This is a genomic window from Pantoea sp. 22096 (genome assembly GCF_052045955.1).
In the GTDB taxonomy this organism is placed as follows: Bacteria; Pseudomonadota; Gammaproteobacteria; order Enterobacterales; family Enterobacteriaceae; genus Pantoea; species Pantoea alfalfae.
Genome location: NZ_JBQEPW010000002.1, coordinates 17,784 through 43,808 on the forward strand (window position 1 = coordinate 17,784; position 26,025 = coordinate 43,808).

Annotated in this window: 21 protein-coding genes; 9 read left to right on the forward strand and 12 right to left on the reverse strand. The window is 53.4% G+C overall.

Translation table 11 applies throughout. From position 1 onward, the window contains the following. Positions 1-9 precede the first annotated feature (9 nt). The 3 genes from pagP to ACTJKZ_RS10405 all read right to left on the reverse strand — a co-directional run bounded on the left by pagP (position 10) and on the right by ACTJKZ_RS10405 (position 3,427). Positions 10-570 (reverse strand): lipid IV(A) palmitoyltransferase PagP, encoded by a 561-nt coding sequence (gene pagP / locus ACTJKZ_RS10395; protein ID WP_440829530.1) that lies wholly within the window; start codon positions 568-570, stop codon positions 10-12. 303 nt (positions 571-873) lie between these two features. Further along, positions 874-2,325 (reverse strand): sugar porter family MFS transporter, encoded by a 1,452-nt coding sequence (locus ACTJKZ_RS10400; RefSeq protein ID WP_440829531.1) that lies wholly within the window; start codon positions 2,323-2,325, stop codon positions 874-876. Positions 2,326-2,524: 199 nt separating this feature from the next. Then, positions 2,525-3,427 (reverse strand): LysR substrate-binding domain-containing protein, encoded by a 903-nt coding sequence (locus tag ACTJKZ_RS10405; RefSeq protein WP_440829532.1) that lies wholly within the window; start codon positions 3,425-3,427, stop codon positions 2,525-2,527. 197 nt (positions 3,428-3,624) lie between these two features. On the opposite strand from ACTJKZ_RS10405, the gene ACTJKZ_RS10410 reads away from it, so the two are divergent. From ACTJKZ_RS10410 to ACTJKZ_RS10425, 4 genes are read left to right on the forward strand one after another with little or no spacing between them, the layout of a single operon-like run. Continuing rightward, positions 3,625-4,374, forward strand: a complete 750-nt coding sequence (locus tag ACTJKZ_RS10410; protein WP_440829533.1) for an SDR family NAD(P)-dependent oxidoreductase — start codon at positions 3,625-3,627, stop codon at positions 4,372-4,374. Positions 4,375-4,428: 54 nt separating this feature from the next. After that, positions 4,429-5,727: an MFS transporter gene (locus ACTJKZ_RS10415; protein WP_161736870.1), complete on the forward strand. Its 1,299-nt coding sequence runs from the start codon at positions 4,429-4,431 to the stop codon at positions 5,725-5,727. Positions 5,728-5,739: 12 nt separating this feature from the next. Then, on the forward strand, positions 5,740-6,582 hold the full coding sequence (locus ACTJKZ_RS10420; RefSeq protein WP_440829534.1) for a transketolase: 843 nt from the start codon (positions 5,740-5,742) through the stop codon (positions 6,580-6,582). Between the two features lies 1 nt (position 6,583). Continuing rightward, positions 6,584-7,594, forward strand: coding sequence for a transketolase family protein (locus ACTJKZ_RS10425; RefSeq protein ID WP_222925635.1), 1,011 nt, complete (start codon positions 6,584-6,586; stop codon positions 7,592-7,594). 1,090 nt (positions 7,595-8,684) lie between these two features. Here the strand turns inward: ACTJKZ_RS10425 and ACTJKZ_RS10430 are convergent. The 3 genes from ACTJKZ_RS10430 to ACTJKZ_RS10440 form a co-directional block, all read right to left on the reverse strand. Continuing rightward, on the reverse strand, positions 8,685-9,656 hold the full coding sequence (locus tag ACTJKZ_RS10430) for a ParB family protein (RefSeq protein WP_161736379.1): 972 nt from the start codon (positions 9,654-9,656) through the stop codon (positions 8,685-8,687). 7 nt (positions 9,657-9,663) lie between these two features. Next, the gene (locus tag ACTJKZ_RS10435; RefSeq protein WP_033735792.1) at positions 9,664-10,863 is read right to left on the reverse strand and encodes an AAA family ATPase; all 1,200 of its coding nucleotides are present in this window, start codon (positions 10,861-10,863) and stop codon (positions 9,664-9,666) included. Positions 10,864-12,420: 1,557 nt separating this feature from the next. Beyond that, positions 12,421-13,350 (reverse strand): RepB family plasmid replication initiator protein, encoded by a 930-nt coding sequence (locus tag ACTJKZ_RS10440; protein WP_003855845.1) that lies wholly within the window; start codon positions 13,348-13,350, stop codon positions 12,421-12,423. Between the two features lie 462 nt (positions 13,351-13,812). Between ACTJKZ_RS10440 and ACTJKZ_RS10445 the strand changes: the two genes are divergently transcribed. Then, positions 13,813-15,183 carry an aldehyde dehydrogenase family protein gene (locus ACTJKZ_RS10445; protein ID WP_440829535.1) on the forward strand — a complete coding sequence of 457 codons (1,371 nt, stop codon included), beginning with the start codon at positions 13,813-13,815 and terminating at the stop codon, positions 15,181-15,183. A gap of 3 nt (positions 15,184-15,186) precedes the next feature. Here the strand turns inward: ACTJKZ_RS10445 and ACTJKZ_RS10450 are convergent, their stop codons facing one another. Together ACTJKZ_RS10450 and zigA are read right to left on the reverse strand one after the other, a co-directional pair. Next, positions 15,187-16,365, reverse strand: a complete 1,179-nt coding sequence (locus tag ACTJKZ_RS10450; protein ID WP_161736382.1) for an NAD(P)/FAD-dependent oxidoreductase — start codon at positions 16,363-16,365, stop codon at positions 15,187-15,189. A 92-nt stretch (positions 16,366-16,457) separates the two neighbouring features. Further along, positions 16,458-17,687 (reverse strand): zinc metallochaperone GTPase ZigA, encoded by a 1,230-nt coding sequence (gene zigA / locus ACTJKZ_RS10455; RefSeq protein ID WP_440829536.1) that lies wholly within the window; start codon positions 17,685-17,687, stop codon positions 16,458-16,460. Between the two features lie 118 nt (positions 17,688-17,805). On the opposite strand from zigA, the gene ACTJKZ_RS10460 reads away from it, so the two are divergent. After that, the gene (locus ACTJKZ_RS10460) at positions 17,806-18,141 is read left to right on the forward strand and encodes an ASCH domain-containing protein (protein WP_161736384.1); all 336 of its coding nucleotides are present in this window, start codon (positions 17,806-17,808) and stop codon (positions 18,139-18,141) included. 3 nt (positions 18,142-18,144) lie between these two features. On the opposite strand, the gene ACTJKZ_RS10465 is transcribed toward ACTJKZ_RS10460, so the two are convergent. Further along, positions 18,145-18,693 (reverse strand): helix-turn-helix domain-containing protein, encoded by a 549-nt coding sequence (locus tag ACTJKZ_RS10465; protein WP_440829537.1) that lies wholly within the window; start codon positions 18,691-18,693, stop codon positions 18,145-18,147. 111 nt (positions 18,694-18,804) lie between these two features. Here ACTJKZ_RS10465 and ACTJKZ_RS10470 point away from each other — a divergent pair, with 111 nt between their 5' ends. The 3 genes from ACTJKZ_RS10470 (at position 18,805) to ACTJKZ_RS10480 (ending at position 20,637) form a co-directional block, all read left to right on the forward strand. Further along, the gene (locus ACTJKZ_RS10470) at positions 18,805-19,473 is read left to right on the forward strand and encodes an AzlC family ABC transporter permease (RefSeq protein ID WP_260058680.1); all 669 of its coding nucleotides are present in this window, start codon (positions 18,805-18,807) and stop codon (positions 19,471-19,473) included. Continuing rightward, positions 19,470-19,793 carry an AzlD domain-containing protein gene (locus ACTJKZ_RS10475; RefSeq protein WP_033784885.1) on the forward strand — a complete coding sequence of 108 codons (324 nt, stop codon included), beginning with the start codon at positions 19,470-19,472 and terminating at the stop codon, positions 19,791-19,793. Before ACTJKZ_RS10470 ends, ACTJKZ_RS10475 begins: the two co-directional genes overlap by 4 nt. A 115-nt stretch (positions 19,794-19,908) precedes the next feature. Further along, positions 19,909-20,637 (forward strand): DJ-1/PfpI family protein, encoded by a 729-nt coding sequence (locus ACTJKZ_RS10480; RefSeq protein WP_440829538.1) that lies wholly within the window; start codon positions 19,909-19,911, stop codon positions 20,635-20,637. On the opposite strand, the gene ACTJKZ_RS10485 is transcribed toward ACTJKZ_RS10480, so the two are convergent. The 3 genes from ACTJKZ_RS10485 to ACTJKZ_RS10495 are packed head-to-tail and all read right to left on the reverse strand — an operon-like array spanning position 20,587 to position 25,695. Then, entirely contained in the window at positions 20,587-21,552 is a 966-nt protein-coding gene (locus tag ACTJKZ_RS10485; protein WP_440829539.1) for an acyltransferase family protein, read from the reverse strand. The two genes, ACTJKZ_RS10480 and ACTJKZ_RS10485, sit on opposite strands and share 51 nt — an antisense overlap. Next, positions 21,545-24,607 (reverse strand): efflux RND transporter permease subunit, encoded by a 3,063-nt coding sequence (locus tag ACTJKZ_RS10490; protein ID WP_440829540.1) that lies wholly within the window; start codon positions 24,605-24,607, stop codon positions 21,545-21,547. The genes ACTJKZ_RS10485 and ACTJKZ_RS10490 overlap by 8 nt, the downstream gene beginning before the upstream one ends. Beyond that, complete coding sequence (locus tag ACTJKZ_RS10495; RefSeq protein WP_440829541.1) at positions 24,607-25,695, reverse strand: efflux RND transporter periplasmic adaptor subunit; 1,089 nt, start codon at positions 25,693-25,695, stop codon at positions 24,607-24,609. Before ACTJKZ_RS10495 ends, ACTJKZ_RS10490 begins: the two co-directional genes overlap by 1 nt. Positions 25,696-26,025: the final 330 nt, after the last annotated feature.

A 26,025-nucleotide genomic window follows, 5' to 3' on the forward strand; every position in this document is an offset into this window, starting at 1 on the left:
CCTGAAAAATTAAAAGGCTAAGCGAAACCACGCGAACAGCACATTGCCATTATTGTAGGTGCCGGGAATGTAAGTGAACTGGACGTTCACCGCTTTGTAACCCGCAGAGAACAGCGGCAAAATAATCGGCAGCGGAATGTAGTTGCCAAAGTCATCACGCGCGGTGATACCCGCTGTTAATCCGGCACCGAGCCGGAAGTCCTGACCGGAGCCTGGATACCATCCCTTCTCCCAGCCATAACCGATAATAGGCTGCCACTCATTGTGCGAATCTTTAAATGCCATCGCGTAAAGTGCACTCCAGTTGCCGCTGTCGCTATAGCGGGAAACCCCCAGACCACCGCCCCAGGGATTTTCGTTATAGTTATCGGTTTTTTCTTTGTCATACATGAAGCGAGCGTGCCAGCTAATAAACGGCAGGTAGAGATCGGTGTGCTGAGGCGCATTCCAGGTTTGTGCAACATCGTCAGTGAACGCATTCCACCAGGATGAAACCGGCGCATTTTCAGCATGCAATGGCGTGGCAATCAGCACAGCAGCCACCACTGCCACAGAGTTTAATATGTTCATGGTGCATCCCGGTCAGCATGCGGAGCAGATGAAAAGTGAGTATAGCGCAGAGCCAGATTCAATCTTTGTCAACGGTCATGGTTCGCTTAAACGGCTGTTTCAACCGTCAGCGACATCTGAGGGTTAAGCCAGATTCTGGCGATTTCAGCCTGAAATCGCCAGCGATGTCCGGAAACCATCTCCAGAACTGTGCTGATTACAGTGAATGACGCCTGCTTAACTGACAGAAAGGGATACGACGTGAGGGAGTACAGATAAGGGAGGAAACCGGATTCAGCCGACGGGCCGAATCCGGTAGAGGGGTTAACAGGCTTCAGCCTCCTTCGGCTTTTCACCAAACTTCTCTTTCATGTGTGACTCAATCTCTTCCAGACTTTTACCGCGGGTCTCGGGCACCATCGCCATCACGAAAATTAGCGAGCCAACGTTAATCGCGGCAAAGATAAAGAAGGTCGTGCTGCCGGCATACTCCATGATCGGTGGGAAGCCGAACGCGACCACAGCATTGAAAATCCACTGTAATGAAACTGCGCCACCGGTTAACACACCACGCAACTGCATCGGGAACAGCTCGGACATCATCAGCCAGTAGACCGGCGAGATGCACATCTGCATGCAGAACAGGAACAGCAGAATACAGCCCAGGGCGAGATAACTCTGCATCAGGCTCGAACTCATAAAGGTCATCACGCTGCCCAACAGGATCTGTGCCGTAATCACCAGACACAGACCGGTAATAAGCATGGTACGACGCGGGAAACGGCTAATCGCCCAGATACCGACAAAGGTCGCCAGAACAGAAACCACACCGTTACCGATAGTCGCAGCAATGGAGGCGCTGGTGCCCAGGCCGGTCGACTTCAGGATGATCGGCGTGTAATACATGAAACCATTAACACCGGTAAACTGCGCGACAAAGCCGAGACCGACACCAATAATCATCAGGCGGATAACCCATTTCTCACGAATCAGGGTTTTCGCATCCGGCCCGCGTTCAGCTGCCTTCGCCTGCTTCTTCATCTGCGCCATTTCATGACGTACTTCACGCGGCGTTTCACGCAGATACTTCAGAATCTTTTTTGCCTCTTTCAGACGCCCTTCAGCCACCAGCCAGTGTGGCGATGCCGGAACGAAGAACGTGCCAACAAACAGCAGAAAACCAGGCACCATTGCAATGGCCAGCATGTAGCGCCACAGATGCTCATCATGCAGGAGATAGCTCAGAAGCGTACTGGCGACATAGGCGATGAGCTGTCCGGTGACAATCATCAGCTCATTGCGGCTTACCAGCGGCGCACGAAGACGTGGCCCGGCAATTTCCGCAATAAACACCGGCACGGTTGATGAGCCACCGCCGACAGCGATGCCCAGCAGGAAGCGCATGGCCACCATCACATTGACGGAAGGTGCCAGTGCCGTACCGAGCGAACCCAGTACAAAAATGACCGCCAGGGTGCGAAGGGTAATACGACGGCCAAAACGGTCCGAGAAGAAACCACTGAGGAAAGAGCCGATAGCGGCACCGAACACCAGCGAAGAGGCAACAAGCCCTTCCGTGAATGAGTTCAGTCCAAGCCCCCCCTGGTCAGGTGGTGAAGTCATGTAAGGTAATGCACCCGAGATAATTCCGGTGTCATAGCCAAAAGCCAGCGCGCCCATGGTGGCAACCAGCACCACTAAAAAAATGCGCTGGCGTACCGTATCCGCAGGCGCGTTATCGCCCGCTTCCCCAGCGTCTGGTGTATTTGTACTCATAATATTCCTGCCATTAAGAAGTTAAACATCCGTTTGATTAAATTTCATACGGAATAGAAATGGAACATATTTACCGATTGGGTAAAGAAGTGTAGACGGTATTTAAAAGTTAGCTTTGGCAATGTGGCTTTTAAGGTATGAATAATTACCAGCAGAAATAAACCCGCGTCATAGTGACGGGGCGGAATTTATTTTAACATCAACTTAACGTTCTGAGTTCTTCCTGTATCCAGCTCAGGAAATGTGCAACACGAGGAAACTGTGCAAATCCGCGCGGAAAGACCAGATGGTGGGCGCTGACGGGCAGGCTATGCTGCTCAGTCAGCACTCTGACCAGTTTCCCGCTGCGCAGATAATCCTCTGCCAGCAACTCACTCTCAAAAATCAGACCGTGGCCTAACATTGCTGCCTCAAGACTCATATAAGAGCGGTCAAAGCGAAATAACCACTCCTTATCCGGCTGAGGAAGTTGCTGCGACGCAAACCACTGCGGCCATTGAATAAGCGGTGACTCCGATAATATCAGCGCGTGATGCATCAAATCCGCGGCCTGACTGACAGGATGCTGTTTCAGATATGCCGGTGAGGCCAGCACCGACATTTTTTCATGGCGGAGAGTTTTAATCTCAAACGCGTTCCAGTCCGGGAAGCCGTGACGTATCGCAATATCAATATTGTCCCGGCTGAAAGAGAGATTTTCATATGAGCAGGAGAGGGTAAGCTGAAACTCTGGATAGCTGTTGCGGAATTTATGGATGCGTGGCAACAGCCAGAGCAGACCGAAGCTGGGTGCGCAGTGGATCCTGAGGTTACTGCGCGCTTTCTCATTACTGATGCGCGCCGTGGCCTGCGCCAGGCCCAGCAATATCGGGCCGATCTCCCTGAGGTAATGTTCTCCCGACAGCGTGAGCGCTACGCCTTTTGCCGAACGATTAAACAGAATACAGCCCAGTTCCCGCTCCAGTTTAGCCAACTGATGACTGGCTGCCGAGGGGGTAATATTTAATTCTTCAGCCGCCCGCGCGACATTACCAAAATGGGCCACCTGCTCAAAAACCCGCAGTGATTTAATTGAAGGTAAGTGCTCCGGCTGCTTTTCCATCCGCCTCTCCACACAGAAATTATGTGATGTGTGCCCATTTTTAAATCGCAGATTTGTTAACTGCATCAAACCAACAAATTCATTCAGCATCAAATGAATTTTTCTGCATTGCCAATATTAATCGCTTTATCAATTCTGATTGTGACCCTGCCGGTAGCGATACCGAACCACTAATAATTATTCTTCTGGAGTGGAAAATGTTACTTGAAAACAAAGTTGCGATTATCACGGGTGCCGCTTCTCAGCGCGGCATTGGACGAGCCACAGCCGCCTGTTTTGCTCAGCATGGCGCGCGCGTGGTGATACTCGATTTAGATTTACAGGCGGCCCAGGCCAGCGCGCTTTCGTGTGGCGACGGGCATCTCGGCCTGGCCACCGATGTGACCGATCCGCTTTCTGTTCATCGTGCTATCGATCAGGTACTTGAGCACTACGGCCGTATTGATGTGCTGGTCAACAATGCCGGGATCACTCAGCCGGTTAAAACACTGGAAATCGGCATCGAAGATTACAACCGCATTCTGGATGTCAATCTGCGCGGTACGCTTCTGATGTCTCAGGCGGTTATCCCAACGATGCAGCAGCAAAAAAGCGGCAGTATTGTCTGTCTGTCATCTGTATCAGCTCAGCGTGGCGGCGGCATTTTCGGCGGCCCGCACTACAGCGCAGCGAAAGCAGGCGTGCTTGGCCTGACAAAAGCGATGGCGCGCGAATTCGGCCCGGACCAGATTCGTATCAATGCCCTCACGCCCGGCCTTATCCAGACCGATATCACCGGAGGCCTGTTACAGGATGAACGCCGCCATACCATTCTCGACGGCATACCTCTCGGCCGCCTCGGAACCGCCAGCGACGTCGCGAATGCGGCGCTCTTCCTCGCCAGCGATCTCTCCGGTTATCTCACCGGCATCACGCTGGATGTGAACGGCGGCATGCTGATCCATTAATCAGCGCCCTGCCCCGCCCGCACGCCTTGCGGGCTAACTTCGGGAGTGAACACCATGACCACGCTTAATCTGAGCGCAGCCTCTGCTGCGCGCGATATCACCTATCGCAAAATTGCCTGGCGACTGATGCCCTGGCTGATGCTCTGTTATCTCTGCGCTTATCTTGATCGTGTAAACGTTGGCTTCGCAAAATTACAGATGATGGATGATTTGTCACTCAGCGAAACGGTCTACGGACTGGGTGCCGGGATCTTTTTCATCGGTTACTTCTTTTTTGAAGTGCCCAGTAATCTGATTCTGCATCGGGTCGGTGCACGTCGCTGGATTGCCCGCATTATGATTACCTGGGGTGTTATCTCAGCTCTTTTCGCCTTTGTTGAAACCGCATGGCAGTTCTACCTGCTGCGCTTTCTTCTTGGTGTGGCAGAGGCCGGACTTGCACCCGGTTTACTGCTCTACCTGACCTACTGGTTTCCCTCTCACCGTCGCGCTCGCATGACGGTTTTGTGGTTTGTCGCGATCCCACTTTCCGGGATGATTGGCGGCCCACTCTCTGGCTGGATCATGGCGACCTTCTCAGGCTTTCACGGATGGGCGGGCTGGCAATGGATGTTTATGCTGGAAGCTATCCCTACCCTTGTTATGGGATTTGTCGTGCTGCTGGTTCTGAAGGATCGGGTGGAACAGGCAGAGTGGCTGGATGACGATGAAAAACGCCGGGTGCGTGCCGATCTCGACGAAGATAATCAGCAGAAAGCCTGTCATGGCACGGTGAGAGCCTTTATTGCTGACCGTCGTCTGTGGCTGCTGGCGCTGATCTATTTCTGTGTGGTGATGGGCCAGTATGCATTAACGTTCTGGCTACCGACGCTGGTAAAAAATTCAGGCGTCAGCGAGCCTCTGCATATCGGATTACTGACCAGTCTGCCTTACCTGTGCGCCATTATCTTTATGCTACTGGCCGGACGCAGTGGCGATCGTCATCGTGAACGTCGCTGGCACCTGATTGTTCCGATGCTGGTCGGCCTCTCCGGACTCACGCTGGCAACGCTGCTCAGCCATAACGTCTCCCTGTCATTACTCTCCCTCTGTATTGCCGCTGCGGGCATTCTTTCCGCCTCATCGCTGTTCTGGATGCTGCCGACCAACCTGCTGGGTGGCGTCTCTGCTGCCGCAGGCATCGCTGCGGTGAACTGCATTGCCAACCTGGCCGGTTTTTTCTCGCCGTGGCTGATTGGCTCAATCACCACTGCAACCGGTTCCCCCGCGTCGGGAATGTATTTTATTGCTGCCGTTCTGCTGGGTGGTGCGCTATGCGTACTGCGCATTCGGGCTGCGGATGTTAATCGTTAATCTGGAGGTTATATGACTGACTCTCATCACAGTTCACACACGCTCTCATTACCGCAGCGTGCCATGAATATTCGCCGTCATGCCTTATTAATGGGGCAGATTCAGGGACAGGGCTATATCGGTCAGGCACTGGGTGCAGCCGATTTACTCGCTGTCAGCTATTTTCACGCTATGAATTACCGCGCCGATGAGCCTGAGTGGAAAGAGCGCGATCGCTTCTACCTGTCGATTGGTCACTACGCCATTGCGCTTTATGCCGCGCTGCTGGAAGCGGGCGTCATACCGGAGGAGGAGCGGGAAACCTATGGCACCGATGAGAGCCGCCTGCCGATGTCCGGCATGGCCGCCTATACCCCAGGCATGGAGATCACCGGTGGTTCATTAGGTCAGGGACTAGGTATTGCCGTGGGTGCCTGTCTGGGGCTAAAGCAAAAAGGCTCACAGGCGCGAATCTATAACCTGCTTTCTGATGGCGAGCTGAATGAAGGTTCAACATGGGAAGCGGCCATGTCAGCCTCACACTGGCAGCTTGATAACCTGATCGCCATTATCGACGTCAACAATCAGCAGGCCGACGGTCACAGCAGCGAGATTCTCGCGTTCGAACCGATAGTGGACCGCTGGCAGGCTTTTGGCTGGTATACCCAGCGCGTTGATGGCAACGATATTGCTGCTTTGCAGAATGCCTTTGACGCAGCACGCAGTTGGCCTGAACCGCAGCCGCGCGTCATCATCTGCGATACCCGAATGGGTAAAGGCGTGCCGTTTCTTGAGAGCCGGGAGAAAACCCACTTCATCCGTGTTGATGCCGATGAGTGGGACAAAGCCCTGACCGCACTTGAGCAAGGAGTCTGATATGAGTTCACAACCGCAAAAAAAACGGCTGACCACTTCCGCCATGATCGCCTCGATTGCTGCTGAGGGTCAGCCCACGGTTTCTGCTCCCTTCGGGCATGCTCTTGTCGCTCTGGCAGAGCAGCGCTCAGATGTGGTGGGCCTGACAGCAGATTTAAGTAAATACACCGATCTGCACCTGTTTGCAGAAGCTTTTCCGCAGCGCTTTTACCAGATGGGAATGGCGGAACAGTTACTGATGAGTGCCGCAGCGGGCATGGCACGCGAGGGCTTTATGCCTTTTGTCACCACCTATGCAGTATTTGCTTCCCGCCGCGCCTATGATTTTATCTGCATGGCCATCGCCGAAGAGAATCTGAACGTAAAAATCGCCTGTGCGCTACCGGGCCTGACCACCGGCTATGGGCCAAGCCATCAGGCGACTGACGATCTGGCTATTTTTCGGGGTATGCCAAACCTGACAATCATCGATCCCTGCGATGCGCTGGAGATTAGCCAGGTCATCCCGGCGATTGCCGAACATCAGGGGCCGGTTTACCTGCGCCTGTTGCGCGGTAAGGTTCCGCTGGTACTGGATAAATATGATTATCGCTATAAGCACGGTAAGGCTCAGCGTCTGCGAGCGGGCAAAGATGCAGTTATTATCAGCAGCGGATTAATGACCATGCGGGCACTTGAAGCCGCTGAGGTGCTGGAAAAGCAGGGCATTGAGGTTGGTGTAGTTCACTCTCCTGTGATTAAGCCTCTGGATGAAGAGACCATCCTGCGAGAAGCAGGGGAAGCGCTGCATCATAACCAGCTGGTTATTACAGCAGAGAATCATTCAATCACGGGCGGGTTAGGCGAGGCAATTGCGGGTCTGCTAATGCGGAATCATGTGACGCCACGCTTTAAGCAGATTGCCCTGCCGGACGCATTCCTGGCTGCAGGCGCTTTACCGACGTTGCATGACCGTTATGGCATCTCTGCCGATGCGATGGTCAGGCAAATAACAGCCTGGCTTGAAGCCTGATTCATAGCAAAACCGGGCCTGGCCCGGTTTTGTATCGTTTTTGCCGCACCAGATACCTATCCTGTTATCGCCTTCATCGTACGCATTCCGCAGGCAATGTGACGATTGCCGTGATCAACGCTGGCTGCGCATCAACAGGTTCTCATGGATTCGCCAGCCATTTATCAATGCCGATCATCCTCTTTGACTCCCCATTCACTGTAAACAGCTTTCCGGTAGGTCATGTCCCTTTCCTGAGTGGCACGGTTATCTATTTCTACCGTTGAGCACATGCTTTCATCGGGTTTACTCAATACAGTGAATCTGTCTGAAGTAGCCGATTTCAGATAGCTGGCGCGATCACGTCCAATCCTGCTCATGTCGTTCGCATCAACAGAAAAATAATTTTAGCCGGATGAGAAAGTTATCCACTTTTTCTGTGGATAAGTGAGGGATATTTTCTGAGTATCTTTTTTCACTCTGAGAAGATGCCTTTGCTGTTAGCAGGCTGCACTGCAATTAAGATCTCAATAAAGCAGTTATAAGCGGTAACCAGGATGATTTTTAGCAGGTTGCGTGGCGATTTCAGGCTGAAATTTATAGTTATTTCCCATTATAAACAGTGAGTTAATGGTTAAATTTCGCTGGCGGATAGCATAGTTGTAAAAGGGCTTGCAGAGAAAGCATCAGCCGATATGAAGCAGTTGTGCAGGAACTAAGGTCTGGTGAGAAGTATCTGGTCACTAATGAACCAGCACCTGAAAATCTTTGCTTGCAATTCGTGATGGCTGAATACGCACAGGCAGCATCAGAACCCTTTAGGGGTGACAACAGAATTTGAATCCGCTTTTGCCATTACAGGCAATTCATGGATTCAAAGGCTGCCAGTAACGCTGGCGACATGTTTCAGGGTAATGGCGATTTCACAGGAATCAGATTAAATACCAGCTTATATAATTTCAATAAATTCAGTTACTTACATTTAAAATTACTATTGAAAACCTGGCGATTTCAGCCTGAAATTCGGGTTTTATGCATCTTCCAGCATATTGAGTTAATCGGGCAATAAAAAAGCCAGCGTCAGACGCTGGCTTTTTTGGATGCATGTAAATCAACGATTGAGATATTTCTTCAGGGTCTCAGCAATGACTTTATCCAGCTCTTCCTGCAACTCTTTCGACTGCCGGTTAAATTCATAGCTGAACATCCGACCGCGTACCTTCTTACGTGCAAAACGATCTTTATCAGCAAAAGACCAGAGCGCAGTCGCCTGTGTTTTATCTTTCTCAGGCTCTTTCATCAACGTCTGGCTACCCTGTCGAATCAGACGCAGAATGTGATTTTTCAGCTCATCCTCGGCAAGCCCTTCGCGGGCGCAAACCACATCTATCTCCCGCGAGATAGAATTAATCAGAGCTTCAACGCTTTGCCCAGATTCACTCAATTTGTCAGCCGCCTGTAACAGCGCTTTGTAATCAGGATAAGTCAGCTCAGCATGATTAGGGAAAAGTGAAATCAAATCGGACGGAACGCTGGCTGCCTGAAGAGCACGTGTGACCTTCGCCTGCGATAATCCCTGATTTTCAGCGATCTCTTTTTGCGACAGACCACCATCTTTTAACGCCAGCAGGCGCATTCCTACTTCCCGCAGATTGTGTTCGCGTGCCGTCTGAATATCCTGCGCCAGTCTGCGGGCTTCATCGGCAGTAATAGCGGCATCAGTGACCAGTACGTCCAGCCCGGTTTTGCAGTAAAGCGCAGCCGCACGCCGACGTGAACCGTCAAGAATCTCAATGCGGTCATCGCGCATTACGCCAATGGCCGGGAAGAACTGCTGAAGCTTAATGGTGCGGATAATATCCCGCAGTGAATCGGGTGTCAGCCCGGCCTGATCGCGACCATTGGTTTCCATTGTAACGAATGTCTTGTTTTCAACATCACTGGCGGGAATGCGTTCAAAACGAAACAGGGCGCGCTTGCCCGTAGCCAGAACGAATGTCTGATTATGCTGACTATCTGGCGTCTCATTTTCCAGCGGAGTCTGGCTGAAGGTTCTGCCAATCGTGATTCTTTTTGCGCTCATACAAACCTCAGTTCAGGCGAATAAATTCGATACGGTCAAAGACGGCTTTTGCAAAGTCCTCTGCAGCAGATCTTGCATTTTTCAACGCTTCACTGCTGCCGACATAAGTCGAAGGATTTGCGGAGATGACCGTATCAAAGGATTCGCCGCAACGTTCGAAGCCATCAAGGCGGGGAAGGGCTGCATCAAGCATGTCACCACCAAAAATCTCTTTTGCCAGGCTATGACAGAGCTTATGGTCTGCTTTATTCGATAGCTTAGACATGAAGCCAATGTTGCCCTGCAGGCGACAGGTGGCGCCGGAATCCTCAATGATCGCAATCAGTTCCGGCAGACGCGTCAGGTATTTAAGCGTGGAATGAAAGTCGACCTGAGCCGGTGGTACCGGCGTCATCAGCAGATCAGAGGCCGCAATGGCGTTCTTCAGGAAAGCATCAAGATGCGGGCCGCTGTCGATAAAGATAAAGTCATAATCTTTCTTCAGTTTGGCAATGACGTTGTCATACAGCACGGCATGAACATTTTGCTGCGGCAAATGTTCAGCGCAAAGCTGGTCCCAGCTTGAGGCGATAAAGGCGTCATCAATTGAGGCAGGCAGCACATCGACACCCGGAATAATCGACGGAACGATAAATTCGTTCACAAGCTCATCACGGGTGACATTCTGCAGCATTGCCTGTGCCGCTGTCGCTTCCACCAGCCCTACTGAACGTTCATGGTTTAAAAACATGGTTGCTGAGGACTGTGGATCAAGGTCAATCACTAAAATACGTAAATCTTCAAACAGCAGATGAGGATGGGCACGAAGTGCATGAGCCAGCGAAACGGTAGAAACCGTTTTAGACACGCCGCCCTTCAGATTACCAACAAAAATGGTGTAAGCATCACTGTGGCGATCGCGATATTTCGGCACGCCTCGATGATGATAGATATCGATAATGTTCTGAATCGACATCGCATATTTAACAGAAGATCCGGCCGCACGTTTATCAAACTGATAACCACTTTCTTCCATCTCATTTACAGCATAATCAACGCTGGCTCGTGTCAGTTTGGGCAACTTTGCTAACGCCGCTTTGGCGTAAACCTGATAGTACGTATTTTCATGCAATTCCTGCTTTTGCGCCTGAATCTGGTCGGTAAGGCTTAGCAGCATGCGTTCAGAACGCTGTGCAACTTTCATCACCTGCTTGTCATCGTTAGCCATCGTTGCTCCAAACATGTAGGATTTATGACTTTATACAGAATTCCTGCACGTGAGGCAATAAATTATCTTTTCCACATAATCTTCGTTTTTATGTAACACCACGGTTTTTGTTGCGGTTCATCACACTATTACTTATGGCCTGCCAATTTACGCAATTCAAATGCGAACAGCGTTCACTATAATCAGCAGAACATTCACTGTAATCAGTAGAAATCGATCCGCAGAGAGAGCAGGGGAAATGGATTGTACAAAGCGCATTGATGCGTCTGAATGTTCACTGTAATCAGTAAAGTCAGTTCTGTATCAGGTGGCTTACCGGAGGACTTATGGTAGTGGTGCAAAAAACAAACCGCATTCAAAAGCCTATGCGGTAAAGCTGGGCTGATGCCTGGCGCTAAACGAGCCAAACGTTCACTGTAATCAGTAGGGTCATTTCAAATACCCATGCAGAAATCACGTTCACTGTAATCAGTAAAGTTGCGCATGAAATAGCAGGACAGGAAGCTGAACCGAATAAACGTTCACTGTAGTCAGGGGTGGGGAGCGGGTAAATTCTGTCTGGTTCATTAAAGCATCGGAAGCTGATGAGATAACAGACAACTGCAGTCCGGGAGCCCCAATGGGTCAGCGGGGATGTAAAAGTCTGTACGATAACGTTCACTGTAATCAGTAACCCAGGGGATAGCGAACATTCACTATAATCAGTAGAAAAGGAACCTTGCCACCGTACATTCACTGTAATCAGCAGAAGCGTCAGTTCAGTTCGACCGGAATTGAGGATAGTAAGGCTGCGATTCGGAAATGGATACCTCCGTGGACATTGCTTCTGGTAACGCTCAGGCCAGCAGACATCAACACCTGCACTTGATTATGTCATCACTGCTATCCCACAAATATTCACTATAAACAGTAGAAACAGCAAAGCGTTGCGTCAAATTTAAGCTAACATTCACTATATTCAGCAAAGTATTCACTGTAATCAGTAAAGCAGCATTCCTGAGTTTAATCGTGGAGAAGACAGCTCCGCGCTACAACATTCACTGTAATGAGTAACCGACAGGGGAATACGCAGCACGTCGGTGCTACGACGATGCCAGTCGGCAAACATTCACTGTAATCAGTAACAGTGTCACGCTTGCAGTAACGATAAGTTAAAGCCCTCCATACAGGACGCACGTCAGCCGTGATGAACATGAGTGCTGACATTCACTGTAATCAGTAAGCTGCTCAACGGGAATCAGCAAAAAGAGGCGCTGTCCTGCCTGAATCAGAACGTTCACTGTAATCAGCAAAGCCGATTCTGGAAGGAACTAATCGATTAGTATGTAAGCACACACTTACTTCTTAAGCCTTATGGCAAAGCACGACAGGAAAAGAGGGGAGGAGGACATGATTTAAAACGTGCCCGTTTTACTGATTACAGTGAACGTTACTGATTGCAGTGAACAGAAGTGGAGTACTGATTACAGTGAATGTGAGAGGAAGGATGCAATGTCACCGGCCACGATAAAAGTGACACTGCCACGCAGAAATGCTGATTATAGTGAACGTCAGGAATTAATCCTCAAACTCAATCTCATCCAGTGAATCGATGCTCTCCAGATTACCGATGCCATCAAGTTTAGGTGTGCGGCTATGAATAATGAAAAAGACTGAGCGGCCACGCTTCACTTCTGAATAATCCAGATAACCAATCTCTTTCAGTTGCTCCATCGCACGCCGCACCACATGATTCTGCGTGGTGGTCTTTGAGCCGAGATTAAGACGCATACGCAAGCGTGCCAACGATATCGGTGCCGGATTGGTCGGCAGGCTCTCAAGGAAGGTGTAGAGCGCCTGTGCAGACTCTTTACGCTTGAGGCGGGAGATTGCCCGGAGCTGAAGCAGCACCTTGTGGTCGAAGTTGTAGAGTTCGAACAACTTAGGGTCGGCCTGAATCCGCACAATATCTTTTTCACGGTCATAATAAGCAGACTGAACGAGGTGGGTATGATACGCCTTGCCGTTGCCTTCAAATGAGAGCGTATTGGTCGCAATGCGGCGCAGAGAGGCATCCAGGCGCTTACGCAGCGCGGCAGACGAGTTGGCAGAGGGAATGCCGCACATCTTCACAAAGTCGATAAACGGCAGTGTGACGGTATCGCCTTTGGTCGGATAGCGCGAAAAGGACTGAATAATGCCTGCCCAGGTTTTGAAATCGTTATCCATATCCAGCCGTGCGCCGGTAATGGTAATCTTTTCGTAGCCTTCCGCTTTCACCAGCGTCAGATTCTTCAGCTCTTTCGTCGCATCCGTTGATGCCATAGCGCCGGATTTACCACGTGCGGTTGATTTCAGCGTCGGCACGAACAGTCCAAGACGCATCAATGCCACCGGCTGAACGGTATTATTCTTGTTGGGATGAAGCTGAATAACTTCGCCACTGTTTTTGGTCACTGACAGAAAAGGTTCAAGTAACGCTTTGTTTTCGTTGTCTTTATCTGCCATGGCTTAGGATCTTCATTCTGTGGATGAAAGGGATCGTTTTCTGACTACAGTGAACATTAGCACTGTTTACAGTGAACATTCTACCTGGTACAGTGAATAAAGTACTGATTACAGTGAACACTTTACTGATTATAGTGAACGCGATCACCCTTTGAGCCCTTGCGGGGTGCGGCCTGCGACGATCGGGGATCTCTTAGGATCTCTCTATGATCTATTAAGGATCGTTTTTTAGGATCGGGTCAGTGTATAAGTGGATAACTGACTGGCAGGTATGATTTTCAGACACACAGACAGGTTGCGTAATAGCCCCATCTTCGCAACCCCTTCACACTTCCTGAACATCGCCTGTGCAATTCTGACATTCTCAATCGATAAACAACTTCCTCACTATTATTCATTTTTCATCATTAACTACAGCGTGTATCGTTTCTCAATTACTGAACGAATGAGGAATACAGCACCATGACTGAACATGCTCTATCACGTAACCCGGCAACAGGTGAAATTCTGGCACGCTATCCTCTGCAGAACAGCACCGAACTGGAACAGACACTGGCAGAAAGCGCTTCCGCTTTTGCAGCATGGCAGCACAGCAGTATGAGTGACCGGGTGCGCGTATTGCGTCAGCTCGGCGAACAGATCCGTCTGAGAGAACAGGATCTTTCTCGCATGATTACGCTGGAAATGGGTAAACCTATTGCACAGGCTCGCGCTGAAGTACTGAAATGTGCAAATTTGTGCGACTGGTATGCAGAATATGGCCCGGCAATGCTGGCCGATCAGCCCACTCAGATTACCGATGCGTGGCAGCGATTCCGTCCCATTGGGGTGATCCTGGCTGTCATGCCATGGAATTTCCCCCTGTGGCAGGTTCTGCGGGGCGCAGTCAGTATGTTGCTGGCAGGCAACACCTATCTGCTTAAACACGCGCCTAACGTCATGGGAAGCGCCACACTGATGGCTGAACTGTTCAGGGCAACCGATCTGCCTGCTGGCGGCTTTAACCTGATAAACGTCGACAACGACGGTGTCTCCGTCGCGATTAAAGATGACCGCATTGCTGCCGTCGCGGTTACCGGCAGCGTACGGGCAGGTGCAGCCATCGCGGCTCAGGCAGGTGCAGCGCTCAAGAAAACGGTACTGGAACTGGGTGGATCCGATCCCTTTATCGTGCTGGCGGATGCCGATCTTGATGAAGCGGTTAAATCTGCCGTTATTGGACGTTTCCAGAATACCGGGCAGGTGTGTATGGCTGCCAAACGCTTTATTGTTGAAGCTCCAATCGCTGAAGAATTTGAAAAACGCTTCACTGCCGCGGTCCAGGCACTCACCATGGGCGATCCGCTGGATGAAAGCACTTTTCTGGGTCCGATGGCACGCGCCGATCTGCGCGATGAACTGGATGGACAGGTGAAAGCAACACTACGTGAAGGTGCGCGTCTGGTGCTGGGTGGCGAGAAGGTGGCAGGGCAGGGTAACTACTATGCGCCAACCATTCTCGCTGATGTTACCAGCACCATGACCGCGTTCAGGCAGGAGCTGTTTGGTCCGGTCGCGGCCATTGCCGTAGCACGGGATCCTCAGCATGCGCTGGAGATTGCCAATGACAGCGAATTTGGCCTCAGTGCTACCGTCTGGAGTGGTAACGAAGAAACTGCTGATCGGCTGGCACTGCAGCTGGAAGTCGGTGCCGTGTTTATTAATGGCAACGGCGCGTCCGATCCGCGCGTTACCATTGGTGGCGTCAAGAAAAGTGGCTATGGTCGTGAGCTGTCACACTTTGGTGTGCACGAATTCTGTAACGTGCAGACCGTGTGGAAAAACCGCCGCTAGTTTTTACTGCGCTGCCGGAAGATAGGCAGGCGCAGTTTTAGCGACCTCACTGAGCGGACGCAGCAACCGATGCGGGGCAAACCCACTCAGCATCGGTGAAGGTGTACCGCTCAGCATCTCCTCAGCCACCAGTCTGCCCAGTAAGGGGGCAAGGGTCATGCCACTATGACTGACCATCAGATAAACGCGTGCTGACTCACTGATGTAGCCCAGTGCGGGCAATCCATCTGCCGGGCGCGATCGCTGTCCTGTTTCAATCCGCTCAATTCTCGCGCCTTCGGTGTTTTTAAACAGCCGCCGCAACCGACGCAACATCTCTTTGCCAATCAGTCCATCCGGCGAGACCGGCCGCGCCGGATCGGCGTGCTGATCCAGATCCAGCGCCTGCAGCATCAGGCGACCACCGCCATCCGGCCGCACATTCAGTTCCGGGGTAATCAGATTGCATCTAAGTGGGATCGGCAAAGGCTGCGTCTGCGCCAGAAAACTGCAGGCAACAGGATCGGCGCGGTTCGCATCGGTCATCGCCAGTTCAAGCCCGCACTGACTTATCAGTTCCGGCGCCCAACGGCCGGTTGCCAGCACCAACTGATCGCCGCGCCATTCATCCCCACTGGCCAGCGTAAGATGGACATCCTGCGCCGATTCAGTCAGCGTCGTCACTTCATTATTGCAGACCAGCTGCCCGCCACTGGTACGCAGATCAGCCAGCAGAGAGGCGATAAACAGGCTGGGATAGAGCAGGCACTCCGAAGGGAAAGACCAGGCGTGCTGAACGCGGGGATCGAGCCGCAACTCAGGCATTGCTCCCAGGAGTGCGGCGCGGCTACGTTTCTCTACGGGATAATCGAGCGTCGTAAGCTTTGCTGCGCGCTGCGCCAGCTGACGCAGGGATAATTCATCGGCTGCCCACTCCAGCGTGCCGGTTTCCAGCAGCCATCGGGGCGATGCAGGATGACTGGCCTGCCAGCGCTTATGCTCGTCTATCGCATGGGCATTAAGATCATGGTAGCTGGTGGGTTCTTTGCCGTTGGCATTGACCCAGGCGTAGCTGATCTGACTGGTTCCGTTGCCAGGATAGTTTTTATCGAAGACGGTGACCTGTGCGCCCCGTCGCGACAATGACTGCGCGACGGCTAAACCCAGCACGCCTGCACCGATTACAGCAATACGTTGTGGCATATCTGGTCTCTCCTGAACAGGGATTAGTGAAAAACTGCTACCCGCCGGTTCGCTTACTATTGCGAAGTCAAAGAAGTACGTCAACCGCTACGTCAGGCGGTGGTTTCATCGAACCACGCGGGCACCGGATCGGCCAGAGTGATCCACTGTTCAGGCCCCGCAGCCATCTCCTGTGGTGTCAGCAACGCATGATCCAGCGCGGCACGGACGCTCTTCTCGTCCATCTCAATGCCGATAAAGACCAGCTCCTGGCGCGCGTCGCCGGTACCTTCCTGCCACTGTTCAGTGATAAAGTTGAGCGAATCCGCATCCTGTGGCCATTCAGTTCTCGGCACGCTGACCCACCAGCGCCCGGCATAACCCTGACGTGCCACTGCGCCCGCCTGCGACCACATCGCGGCATATTCCGGCCGACTGGCCAGCCAGAAGTAGCCTTTAGAGCGGATAACGCCATCAAGCTGGTGGTTTACTGCATGCCAGAAACGCTGCGGATGGAACGGACGACGGGCGCGATAGACAAAGTTACGAATGCCATACTCCTCCGATTCCGGCTGATGCTCACCGCGCAGGGTCTGCAGCCAGCCGGGTGCCTGCGCTGCCCGGTCAAAATCAAACCGGCCGGTATTCAGCAGGCAGTCCAGCGGAACCTGCCCAAACTCACTGTTCACAATAAGCGCATGCGGATTAAGCGCCTGCAGCAGGCCCTTCAACTGGTGCAGCTGCGCCGGGCTGAGCAGGTCCGTTTTGTTCAGCACCAGCAAATCACAAAACTCAATCTGATCCACCAGCAGATCAACCACGGATCGCTCATCCTGCTCGCCCAGCGACTCACCGCGCGACTGAAGATCATCGACTGAACGGTAATCGCGCAGGAAGTTAAAGCCATCCACCACGGTAATCATGCTATCCAGCCGGGCATAGGCTGAAAGACTTTCACCCGCTTCATCTTCAAACGTAAAGGTTTCGGCGACCGGCAGCGGTTCAGAAATACCGGTAGACTCAATCACCAGGTGATCAAAACGCCCGGCCTGAGCCAGACGTTTTACCTCCAGCAGCAGATCTTCTCGCAACGTGCAGCAGATGCAGCCGTTACTCATTTCGACCAGCTTTTCGTCGGTGCGGGAGAGCTGCGCACCGCCATCGCGCACCAGCGCAGCATCAATATTAATTTCAGACATATCATTGACGATCACCGCGATGCGACGTCCTTCGCGGTTGTTCAGAATATGATTAAGCAGGGTAGTTTTACCGGCACCGAGAAAGCCAGAGAGAACGGCAACCGGCAGACGGGGATCGTCTGATGTCAGAGCAGAGAGTGTCATGGTGCTACCTGTAAGAATGCAATTAAAGATATGTTATAACATAACATTTATGGATTTGTTTTCAACCCGGATTTGTGCTTTTGTTTCGGGTATCAAAGAGCGTTTAAAAGGAGCGGAAATGCAACAACTCACGCTTGTCCCGCGTCTGATGCCAGCCGTCAGGTGCGGAGAGAAAACCTCGACAATTCGCTGGCTGGAGGGCGATATCACCATTGGCCCGCTGAGACTGGTGAATCAGCAGGATGAAAATGACGCGGTAATCGTGTCGGTGACGCAGGTCGACACGCTGCGCTTAAGCGAAGTCGCCGCAATGCTGGGAAAACAGGAGGAATGGCCTGATGAGGTGCTGCTGGAAGGGATGCGCGAGCACTATCCGGAGATCAGGCTGAGCAGTGAGGTGCAGCTAATCACTCACCTCACGCCCGCAGAAACCCTGCAGAAGCTCCCTGAATAGTGATCAGCTGTGCTCAATCACCAGCAGCGCCATCGTATCGGCTTCCAGCGCCCGAAAGATATGCAGCTCGTCGCCCGGATAGGTAATGTAATCACCCACATCCAGCTCTACCGCGCTGTCCACCGGCCCCACCAGCGCCCGACCTTTAGCAATAATAATATGCTCTATAGTATTGGGAATATGGGGCTGCGATATGCGCTCACTGCCAGGCTGAACCTCCAGCAGATAGATATCACGCCGGACGCCAGGCGGGCAGGATGCCAGCAGAATCGCCTGATAGTCAGCCAGATCGGCGGTTACTGTCAGGCCCTCTCCACGGCGGATCACCTGCAGACGACGCGCATCCGGCTCCAGCAGCCGTGAAAACGGAATATTCAGCGTTACGCACAGTGACCACAGCGTCTCAATGCCCGGATTGCCATTACCCGCCTCCAGCTGTGAGAGCGTTGATTTGGCGATACCGGCGCGGCGCGCGACTTCGGCCAGTGACAGGCCGGCTCGCTGACGTTCACGCACTAAGGCATTGGCAATGATGCTGATAGGGGTATTCAAACGCACTCCTGATAAACGAAAAGTTTTTTATAACGAACGAATTGTTCGGCTTGTAAAGCGACGCTGCAGTGTTCATTATATCGGATTATATGTTCATTATGAGACAGAGAAATGCTTTTTCCGCAAATGCAGTTGCTGGACAAAGGGGTGATCAAAGCGATTTTTCTGGTCTGCCTGGCTGATGGAATTGTCGGTTTATCCTATGGCTCGCTGGCCTCCGCCGACGGGTTTCCGCTCTGGGTACCGCTGGCGCTGTCAACGCTGGTGCTGGCAGGTGCGTCTGAGTTTCTGTTTATCGGCATCGTGGCTGGCGGCGGCAGTCCCTTTACCGCGGCCGCTGCGGGCCTGCTGGTGAATGCACGTCATCTCCCTTTTGGCATTGCGGTCAAAGATCTGGTGGGAAAGGGTTCCCTGGGCTGGTTTGGCTGTCACATTATGAATGATGAAAGCGTGGTGTTTGGTATCTCACAACCACAGCTTGCCCAGCGTCGCAGCGCGTACTGGCTGTGCGGCATCGGTATCGGCTTAATCTGGCCGGTGAGTGTTATGATCGGGGCGGCGATTGGTCAGTTTATTCCTGATGTCTCAATGATTGGGCTGGATGCGGTGTTTCCGGCGATCCTGATTGCTCTGATCTTCCCGGCGCTGCGCCAGCGCCGAACCAGAATCCCCGCCACCGTCGGCGCGCTGCTCTCCTTACTGGCGACGCCGCTGGTTCCGGCGGGCATGCCAGTACTGTTCTCGCTGCTGGGCCTGCTGACATGGAGATCGCGCAAATGACGCATCAGGGAATGATCATTGCCGGCATCGCCATGCTGGCCGCCGGAACGTATCTGATGCGCTTTGCCGGTGTCAGGCTGGGAAATCGTCTGCCTATCAGCGAGCGCACTCAGCAGATGCTCTCCGACGCTGCCACGGTGTTACTGCTGGCCGTCGCGGCGACCACCACGCTGTTTGAAGGCCAGCATTTTGCCGGTGTGGCACGGGTGGCGGGCGTGGGGTTTGCCCTGTTGCTGGCCTGGCGTCGGGCTCCACTGATTGTCATTATTCTGGGGGCGGCAGCGATGACCGCGCTGTTGCGTTTTCTCGGCGTGGCCTGATGCTGCTTTACACGACTTCCCCGGACATCACTGTAAAGCGCCTCCAGCGCCCAGGATTGCTATCTGACCGGGCATCACGGCATGATGGTCACTCATCACCCGCCGGAGTTTACGCATGAATCGTCCGCTACAGATTGGTCTGTTACTTTTCCCTGATGTTACCCAGCTCGATTTAACCGGCCCGTGGGAGGTATTTGCACGCACGCCCGGCGTGGAGTGCCATCTGATCTGGAAAAATCGTCAGCCGGTACGCTCCGATCGCGGCCTGTCGATATTACCGACTACCACCTTGGACGATTGTCCATTACTGGATGTGATCTGCGTACCGGGCGGGCCAGGACAGATTGCCCTGATGTCGGATGATGAAACGCTGAATTTTCTGCGACGGCAGGCTGACCAGGCGCAATGGGTCACTTCGGTCTGTACCGGTTCGCTGATGCTGGGCGCTGCCGGATTGCTGAAAGGATACCGAGCGACCTCACACTGGAGTTCCATCGATCAACTAGCTTTGCTGGGCGCGGAGCCAGTGAATCAGCGGGTGGTGCGTGACCGCAACCGTATCAGCGGCGCAGGCGTCACCTCCGGCATCGATTTTGCCCTGACGCTGGTGGCGGAAATCGCAGGAGACGCCGTCGCCAGAGCCGTTCAGCTGCAGATGGAATATGACCCCGAACCACCGTTTTCCTCCGGCTCGCCGCAGACCGCGCCGCCCGCGGAGGTGGCGCAGGCACGGGCGAAAATGGCTGAGTTCATTGCTACGCGCCGTGCAGCAACTGAGCGGGCCGCGCGGCGACTACAGGCTGATCAGCTTACGGACGCCGGGGATGCGCAACAGCAGAAGTGACAGCACCATCGAGATGATCAGCGTCAGGGCGATGACCAGCAGTTTATCGCCCAGAGTCTGAATGCGGATAGCGGCTGCCAGCACACCAAAAATCAGGTAATGCAGGATATAAACACCGGTCATGGTCTTGCCGAGTGTGGTCAGAAATGAGGTCAGCCATTGGGCTTTATCCGGCAGCCGGATAGCGTTAATGCTGATCACGATCAGCACCACCAGCAGATAAACCTGTGAGCCGGTCAGCACCACATCATTGTGGGTCGCCAGAAAGCGCGCGATAAAGTAATAGCGCTCATACAGCCAGGTAAAGAGATACACCGCGGGCAGCAGTAGAAGGCTCACCTTTATGACTCTGGGTGATGTCAGTAACTGCATCACCCGTGGCGCAGCCATCAGTCGGCCCGTAAGGTAATAAAGTACCCAGGTCCAGATTCGGTACTGTGGCAGCAGCGAAAAGGCCCGCTGGTCCGGATAGAGGCTGGCGAGCAGGTCATAAGCAAAGGCCACCACCAGCAACAATAAAATCCCTGCTGCCATTGCGCCAGGCCGCTGAATCAGCCAGTCGATTAGCGGATGCGAGATGTAAATGACAATCAGTGCAATCACAAACCACGGCTGGATCAGGTAGCCTTTGTGGTGCATCCCGGCAAACCAGAAAAAGCTGAACCAGAAGATAAAAATCAGCATAATGCGGCGAATTTTGCCAAGCTGCCATGCGGGTGTGTGCAGCTCGCCCGCGTCGAGATAGCCGCTCAGCAGAAAATAGAGCGGCGTAGCAATGGTCGAGATAAAACTCAGCACATTCAGCGTCAGATTAACGTCGTAATGGTAGCTGTCGTAACTCTGATACAGCGTGAAAAACGACACGGCGGTGATGCAGGCCAGCGTCTTCAGCATTGCCAGCCCGGTCTTATTCACCGTGCGCCTCCCGTCCGTGGAAGCAGCGATAGATCACCGGCAGCACCAGCAGGGTCAGCACCGTTGCAAATCCCAGACCAAAAATAATCACCACCGCCATGCTCTGGAAGAAAACGTCGCGCAACAGCGGCAGCAGGCCCAGTACGGTAGTAAAGGCCGTGAGCAGGATAGGGCGGAGGCGCGACGTCGCCGCATCAATAATCGCGAGCTGCAACGGCTTCTCCTGCCGGAACAGCCGGATCTCCTCAATCAGCACGATCCCGTTGCGGAGCAACATCCCTGACAGGCTGAGCAGCCCGATCAGCGCCATAAAGCCAAAGGGAATACCGGTGATCAAAAAGCCACAGGTCACACCAATCATCGCCAGCGGCACGGTGATCCAGATTGCGACGGCGTCACGCAGCGAGTTGAACATCAGCACGGTAATGATGAACATGGCCAGAAAGCCTACCGGCAGCGAACTCAGCAGACCACTTTGTGCTTCTCGTGAGCTCTCAAGTTCGCCACCCCAATCCAGTCGATAGCCCGCCGGGAGTTTAAGCTGATCGATCTGCGGCTGAACCCGTGCTACTACCTGCGCGGACGTTAAGCCTGAGGCGGGATCGGGATCCGTCTGCACCGTCATCACGCGCGTACGGTCACGACGCATAATCAGCGGGTTCTCCCACTCCAGCCGGAAGTCAGAAATCACATTGCTCAGCGGCACAAAGTGCTGCAGGGCAGCGCTCCAGAGCTGAATGTTTTCGATGTGATCAACACTCTGCCGCTCTTCATCAGCCGGATAGAGCATCACCGGCATCAGCCGCGATCCGTCCCGGAAAATGCCCACGGCATCGCCGCTGAAATTCATTCTCAGCGCCTGATCGATATCGCGCTTATCAATGCCCAGCTCCTGACCACGCAGTGCCGAATAGACCGGGCGGATCACTTTGCTGCGCTCCTGCCAGTCATTACGTACCGGGAACGTCGATCCATCCGCCAGAAAAATCGCATCCAGCTGGCTGCCGATGTGACGCAGCACTTCCGGATCCGGACCGGTTACTCTCAGGGCAATCGCGCTGTCACTGGCGCTGCCAAACTGAATGCGCTTGATGCGCTGATTCACCTGCGGGAAGTTCTGCTGAATATAATACTCGGTCTTCAGCGCCAGTGCATCCAGCTGCCGGGCATCCTTAACCCGCACCATAATCTGTGCGAAGTTGCTGTACTGGCGCGCCGCGTCATAGGTCAGGGTAAAACGCAGTGCACCCTGACCCACTGTGGTCACCGTTGCCGTAACAGCCGGATCCTGATTAATAAACCGGGCTATTTCCCCCGCAGTATCTGCGGTGTAGTGAATATCGGTGCCATAGGGCAGCCAGAGATCGGTAAAAAAGACCGGCGTGCTGGATGAGGGGAAAAAGTTCTGCTTCACCAGAGTAAAGGCATACAGCGACAGTGCCAGCAGCGCGACCATCGTCGCCAGCGTGATCAAGCGAAAACGCAAAAGGCCGCCCAGCGCCTGGCGGTAGAGCCGAAAAACGATGCCCTGGTAAGGATCGGAGAGGTCAGTTTTGGCGGGCTTCGCTGCGCCACGACGTTTCTCGCTCCAGTTAATAAATACCGGGGTCAGTGTCAGCGCGGTTACCCAGCTCAGCATCAGCGAAATCAGCAGCACCTGGAACAGCGATTTACAATATTCGCCGGTTGAGTCCTGCGACAGGCCAATCGGTGCGAAGGCAAGTATCGCGATAATCGTGGCACCCAGCAGGGGCAGGGCTGTACGGCGTACCATGCGGGAAATCGCCTGCTGTAAAGGATGTCCGCGCTGATGATCGATCTTCACCCCTTCGACGACGACGATGGCATTATCCACCAGCATGCTGAGCGAAATAATCAGCGCGCCTAGCGATACCCGCTGCAGTTCCAGTTTAAACAGGTACATGATCAGTAGTGTGCCGAGCACGTTAAGTGCCAGTGATGCGGCAATCACCATGCCGCTGCGCAGGCCCATAAACAGCAGCAGCGTTCCCACTACAATTGCCAACGCCATCAGAAAGTTGAGGATAAAGCCATCAACAGACTGTTTCACCTCGTGCGCCTGATTGTAGAACACCTTCAGGCTGATCCCGGCGGGGGTATCCTGCTGATAGTGCGCTATCCGGGCGGAGAGCGCGTCGCCAACATCAATCACGTTGACGCCAGGCGCAAACGAAATGCCGATTGCCAGTGCCGCTTCACCATCGGCAAAGTAGATATTGGCCGGGTTATCGGTCACGCCACGTGTCAGGGTGGCGATATCGCGCAGATGCACGTTCTGCGGGCTGCCCGCAGGCAGAATGGGCAGATTCGCCAGGTCGTCGAGTGTCTTTAGCTCGCCGGTAGGGTGAAAACGGATGGATTCGCTGTCGACCCGCAGCGTGCCGGCACTGGCAACACTGTTATTCCGGTTCAGCAGATCGGCGATGCGCTGCGGCGTCATACCATAGGCGGACATTTTGCTGGCGGAAAGGGCAATGCGGACCTCCTCCTGCTCAACGCCCGCTACCGCGACTTTCGCCACGCCCGGCACCAGTACGAGATCGCGCCGCAGCTGATCGGCATAGTTACGCAGTTCGCTGTTCGTAAAGTCTTTGCCGTGGATAACGAAGAAATAGCCATACACATCGCCGAAGTCGTCGTTCACCAGTGGAGCCTGCACGCCTGGGGGAAACTGCCGGGCCGCATCGCCGACGCGGCGACGTAGCTCATCCCAGATTTGCGGCAGCTGATCGGCAAGATAGCGGGTGTGGATATTGACGGTAATCTGCGACAGGCCGTTGCCTGAAATAGACGTGACATTGTCCAGTGATGGCAGGCGCTGCAGCGCATTCTCCAGCGGCAGGGTCACCTCTTCTTCGACCTGCTGGGCTGACGCGCCAGGATAGTGGGTGACAATCACCGCCGACTTGATGGTAAACAGCGGATCCTCAAGGCGGCCAATGTTCAGCAGGGCATAAATGCCGCCCACGCCCAGCAGCAGAATAACCATCCAGATGCGAATGGGTTTATCAAGAAAGTGCTCCTGAATACGCATTATAACCCCCGCTCACGCTGCCAGATGCGCACCGCTTCACCGTCACGCAGCTCACCCACACCGGCAGCAACAATGCGGTCGCCCGGCTGCAGCCCGCTGATAATTTCAATGCCCTGCGCGGTAAGACGACCTACTTCGACGGGGCGATCTTTAATGCGCAGAGCCTCGCCATCCTGCTCAACCAGCCAGACGTGCGGCTGATTAGTGGGGCTGCGATCGGGATTGAACACCGCAGCCGCCGGTACCACCAGCCGCGGCTGCGCTGGGGCATTCGGCAGCTTATGCAGCTTAACGCGCACTGAGCCGCTAAGGCCGGCAACGCCAGGCAGATCATCGGGACGCAGCATGGTCAGCACCACCTGGTACGTCAGCGTGGCAGCGTCGGTCTGGCTGGTGTGCTCTTTATATTGCGCGTTGAAAAAGCGGCCTGGCAGGGCGTTAAACTGCACCTCCGGCTGATAGTGAATATTCTGGATGTCCAGGCTGGTAAAGAGGGTTTCAGGCAGCGTGAAGATAACATCGAGCAGATCGGCCCGGGTCAGCAGCGCAATCGGCTGTCCGGCGGCTACGACCTGATGATTACGCGCCTGTACTCTGGCAATCACCCCATCAAACGGCGCGCGCAGGGTCAGGAACTGTAACTCTTCCTGCGCGATTTTCAGTGCGGTAGCGGCGGCATCACGGTTAGCACGCTGCACATCCATTTCCGATTTTGAAACGGCGCTGCGCTGGGCCAGCGTGTTAAAGCGCTGAAATTGCCGCTCCGCCAGCTGTAGCGCGGTCTGACGATCGCGCACCCGTAGTGTCGCATCCGTGTCGTTCAGGGTGGCAAGAATTTGACCCGCTTTCACGGGCGTTCCGTCACGGATGTCGAGCTGTACCAGCTGGCCCGCCCTTTTGAAAGCCAGGTCGGTATTATCTCCAGCCTGAATACGGGCAGGAAATACCCGGATATTCTGCGCAATGTCCGGCTCAAGGGTAAAAACTTTTATTACGCGGGGTGGTGGCGCGTCCGGTTCTTTTTTTTCATCGCACGCTGTCATAAATAAGCAACAGAGAAAAACAGGAATAACCTTGCGTTTAATCATTTTATTCGCCTTAACATCAGCTATTTCACTGCGGTTTAATAAGCGTTAAGGCGTCATTAGCCTGGTGCTTATCGCCACCGGGATAAAAATATTTTTTAATATTCGTAATCTTATTTTAACGAGACGGCAGGGCCGCTTCGCCTGGATCGGGTTACGCTGCCATATGAGAGACCACCAGCCAGGTCAGTAAGCCGACTAATGTGGTTGCGGTGACCGCGAGAATAACGAAACCGCAAAGCATGATAATGCTCTGTTTTTTCATCAGAGTTTCCTTTTGCGAGCCAGAGTACAAGCCGAAGCACACTGCATCAGCATACTTAAACCTTACCT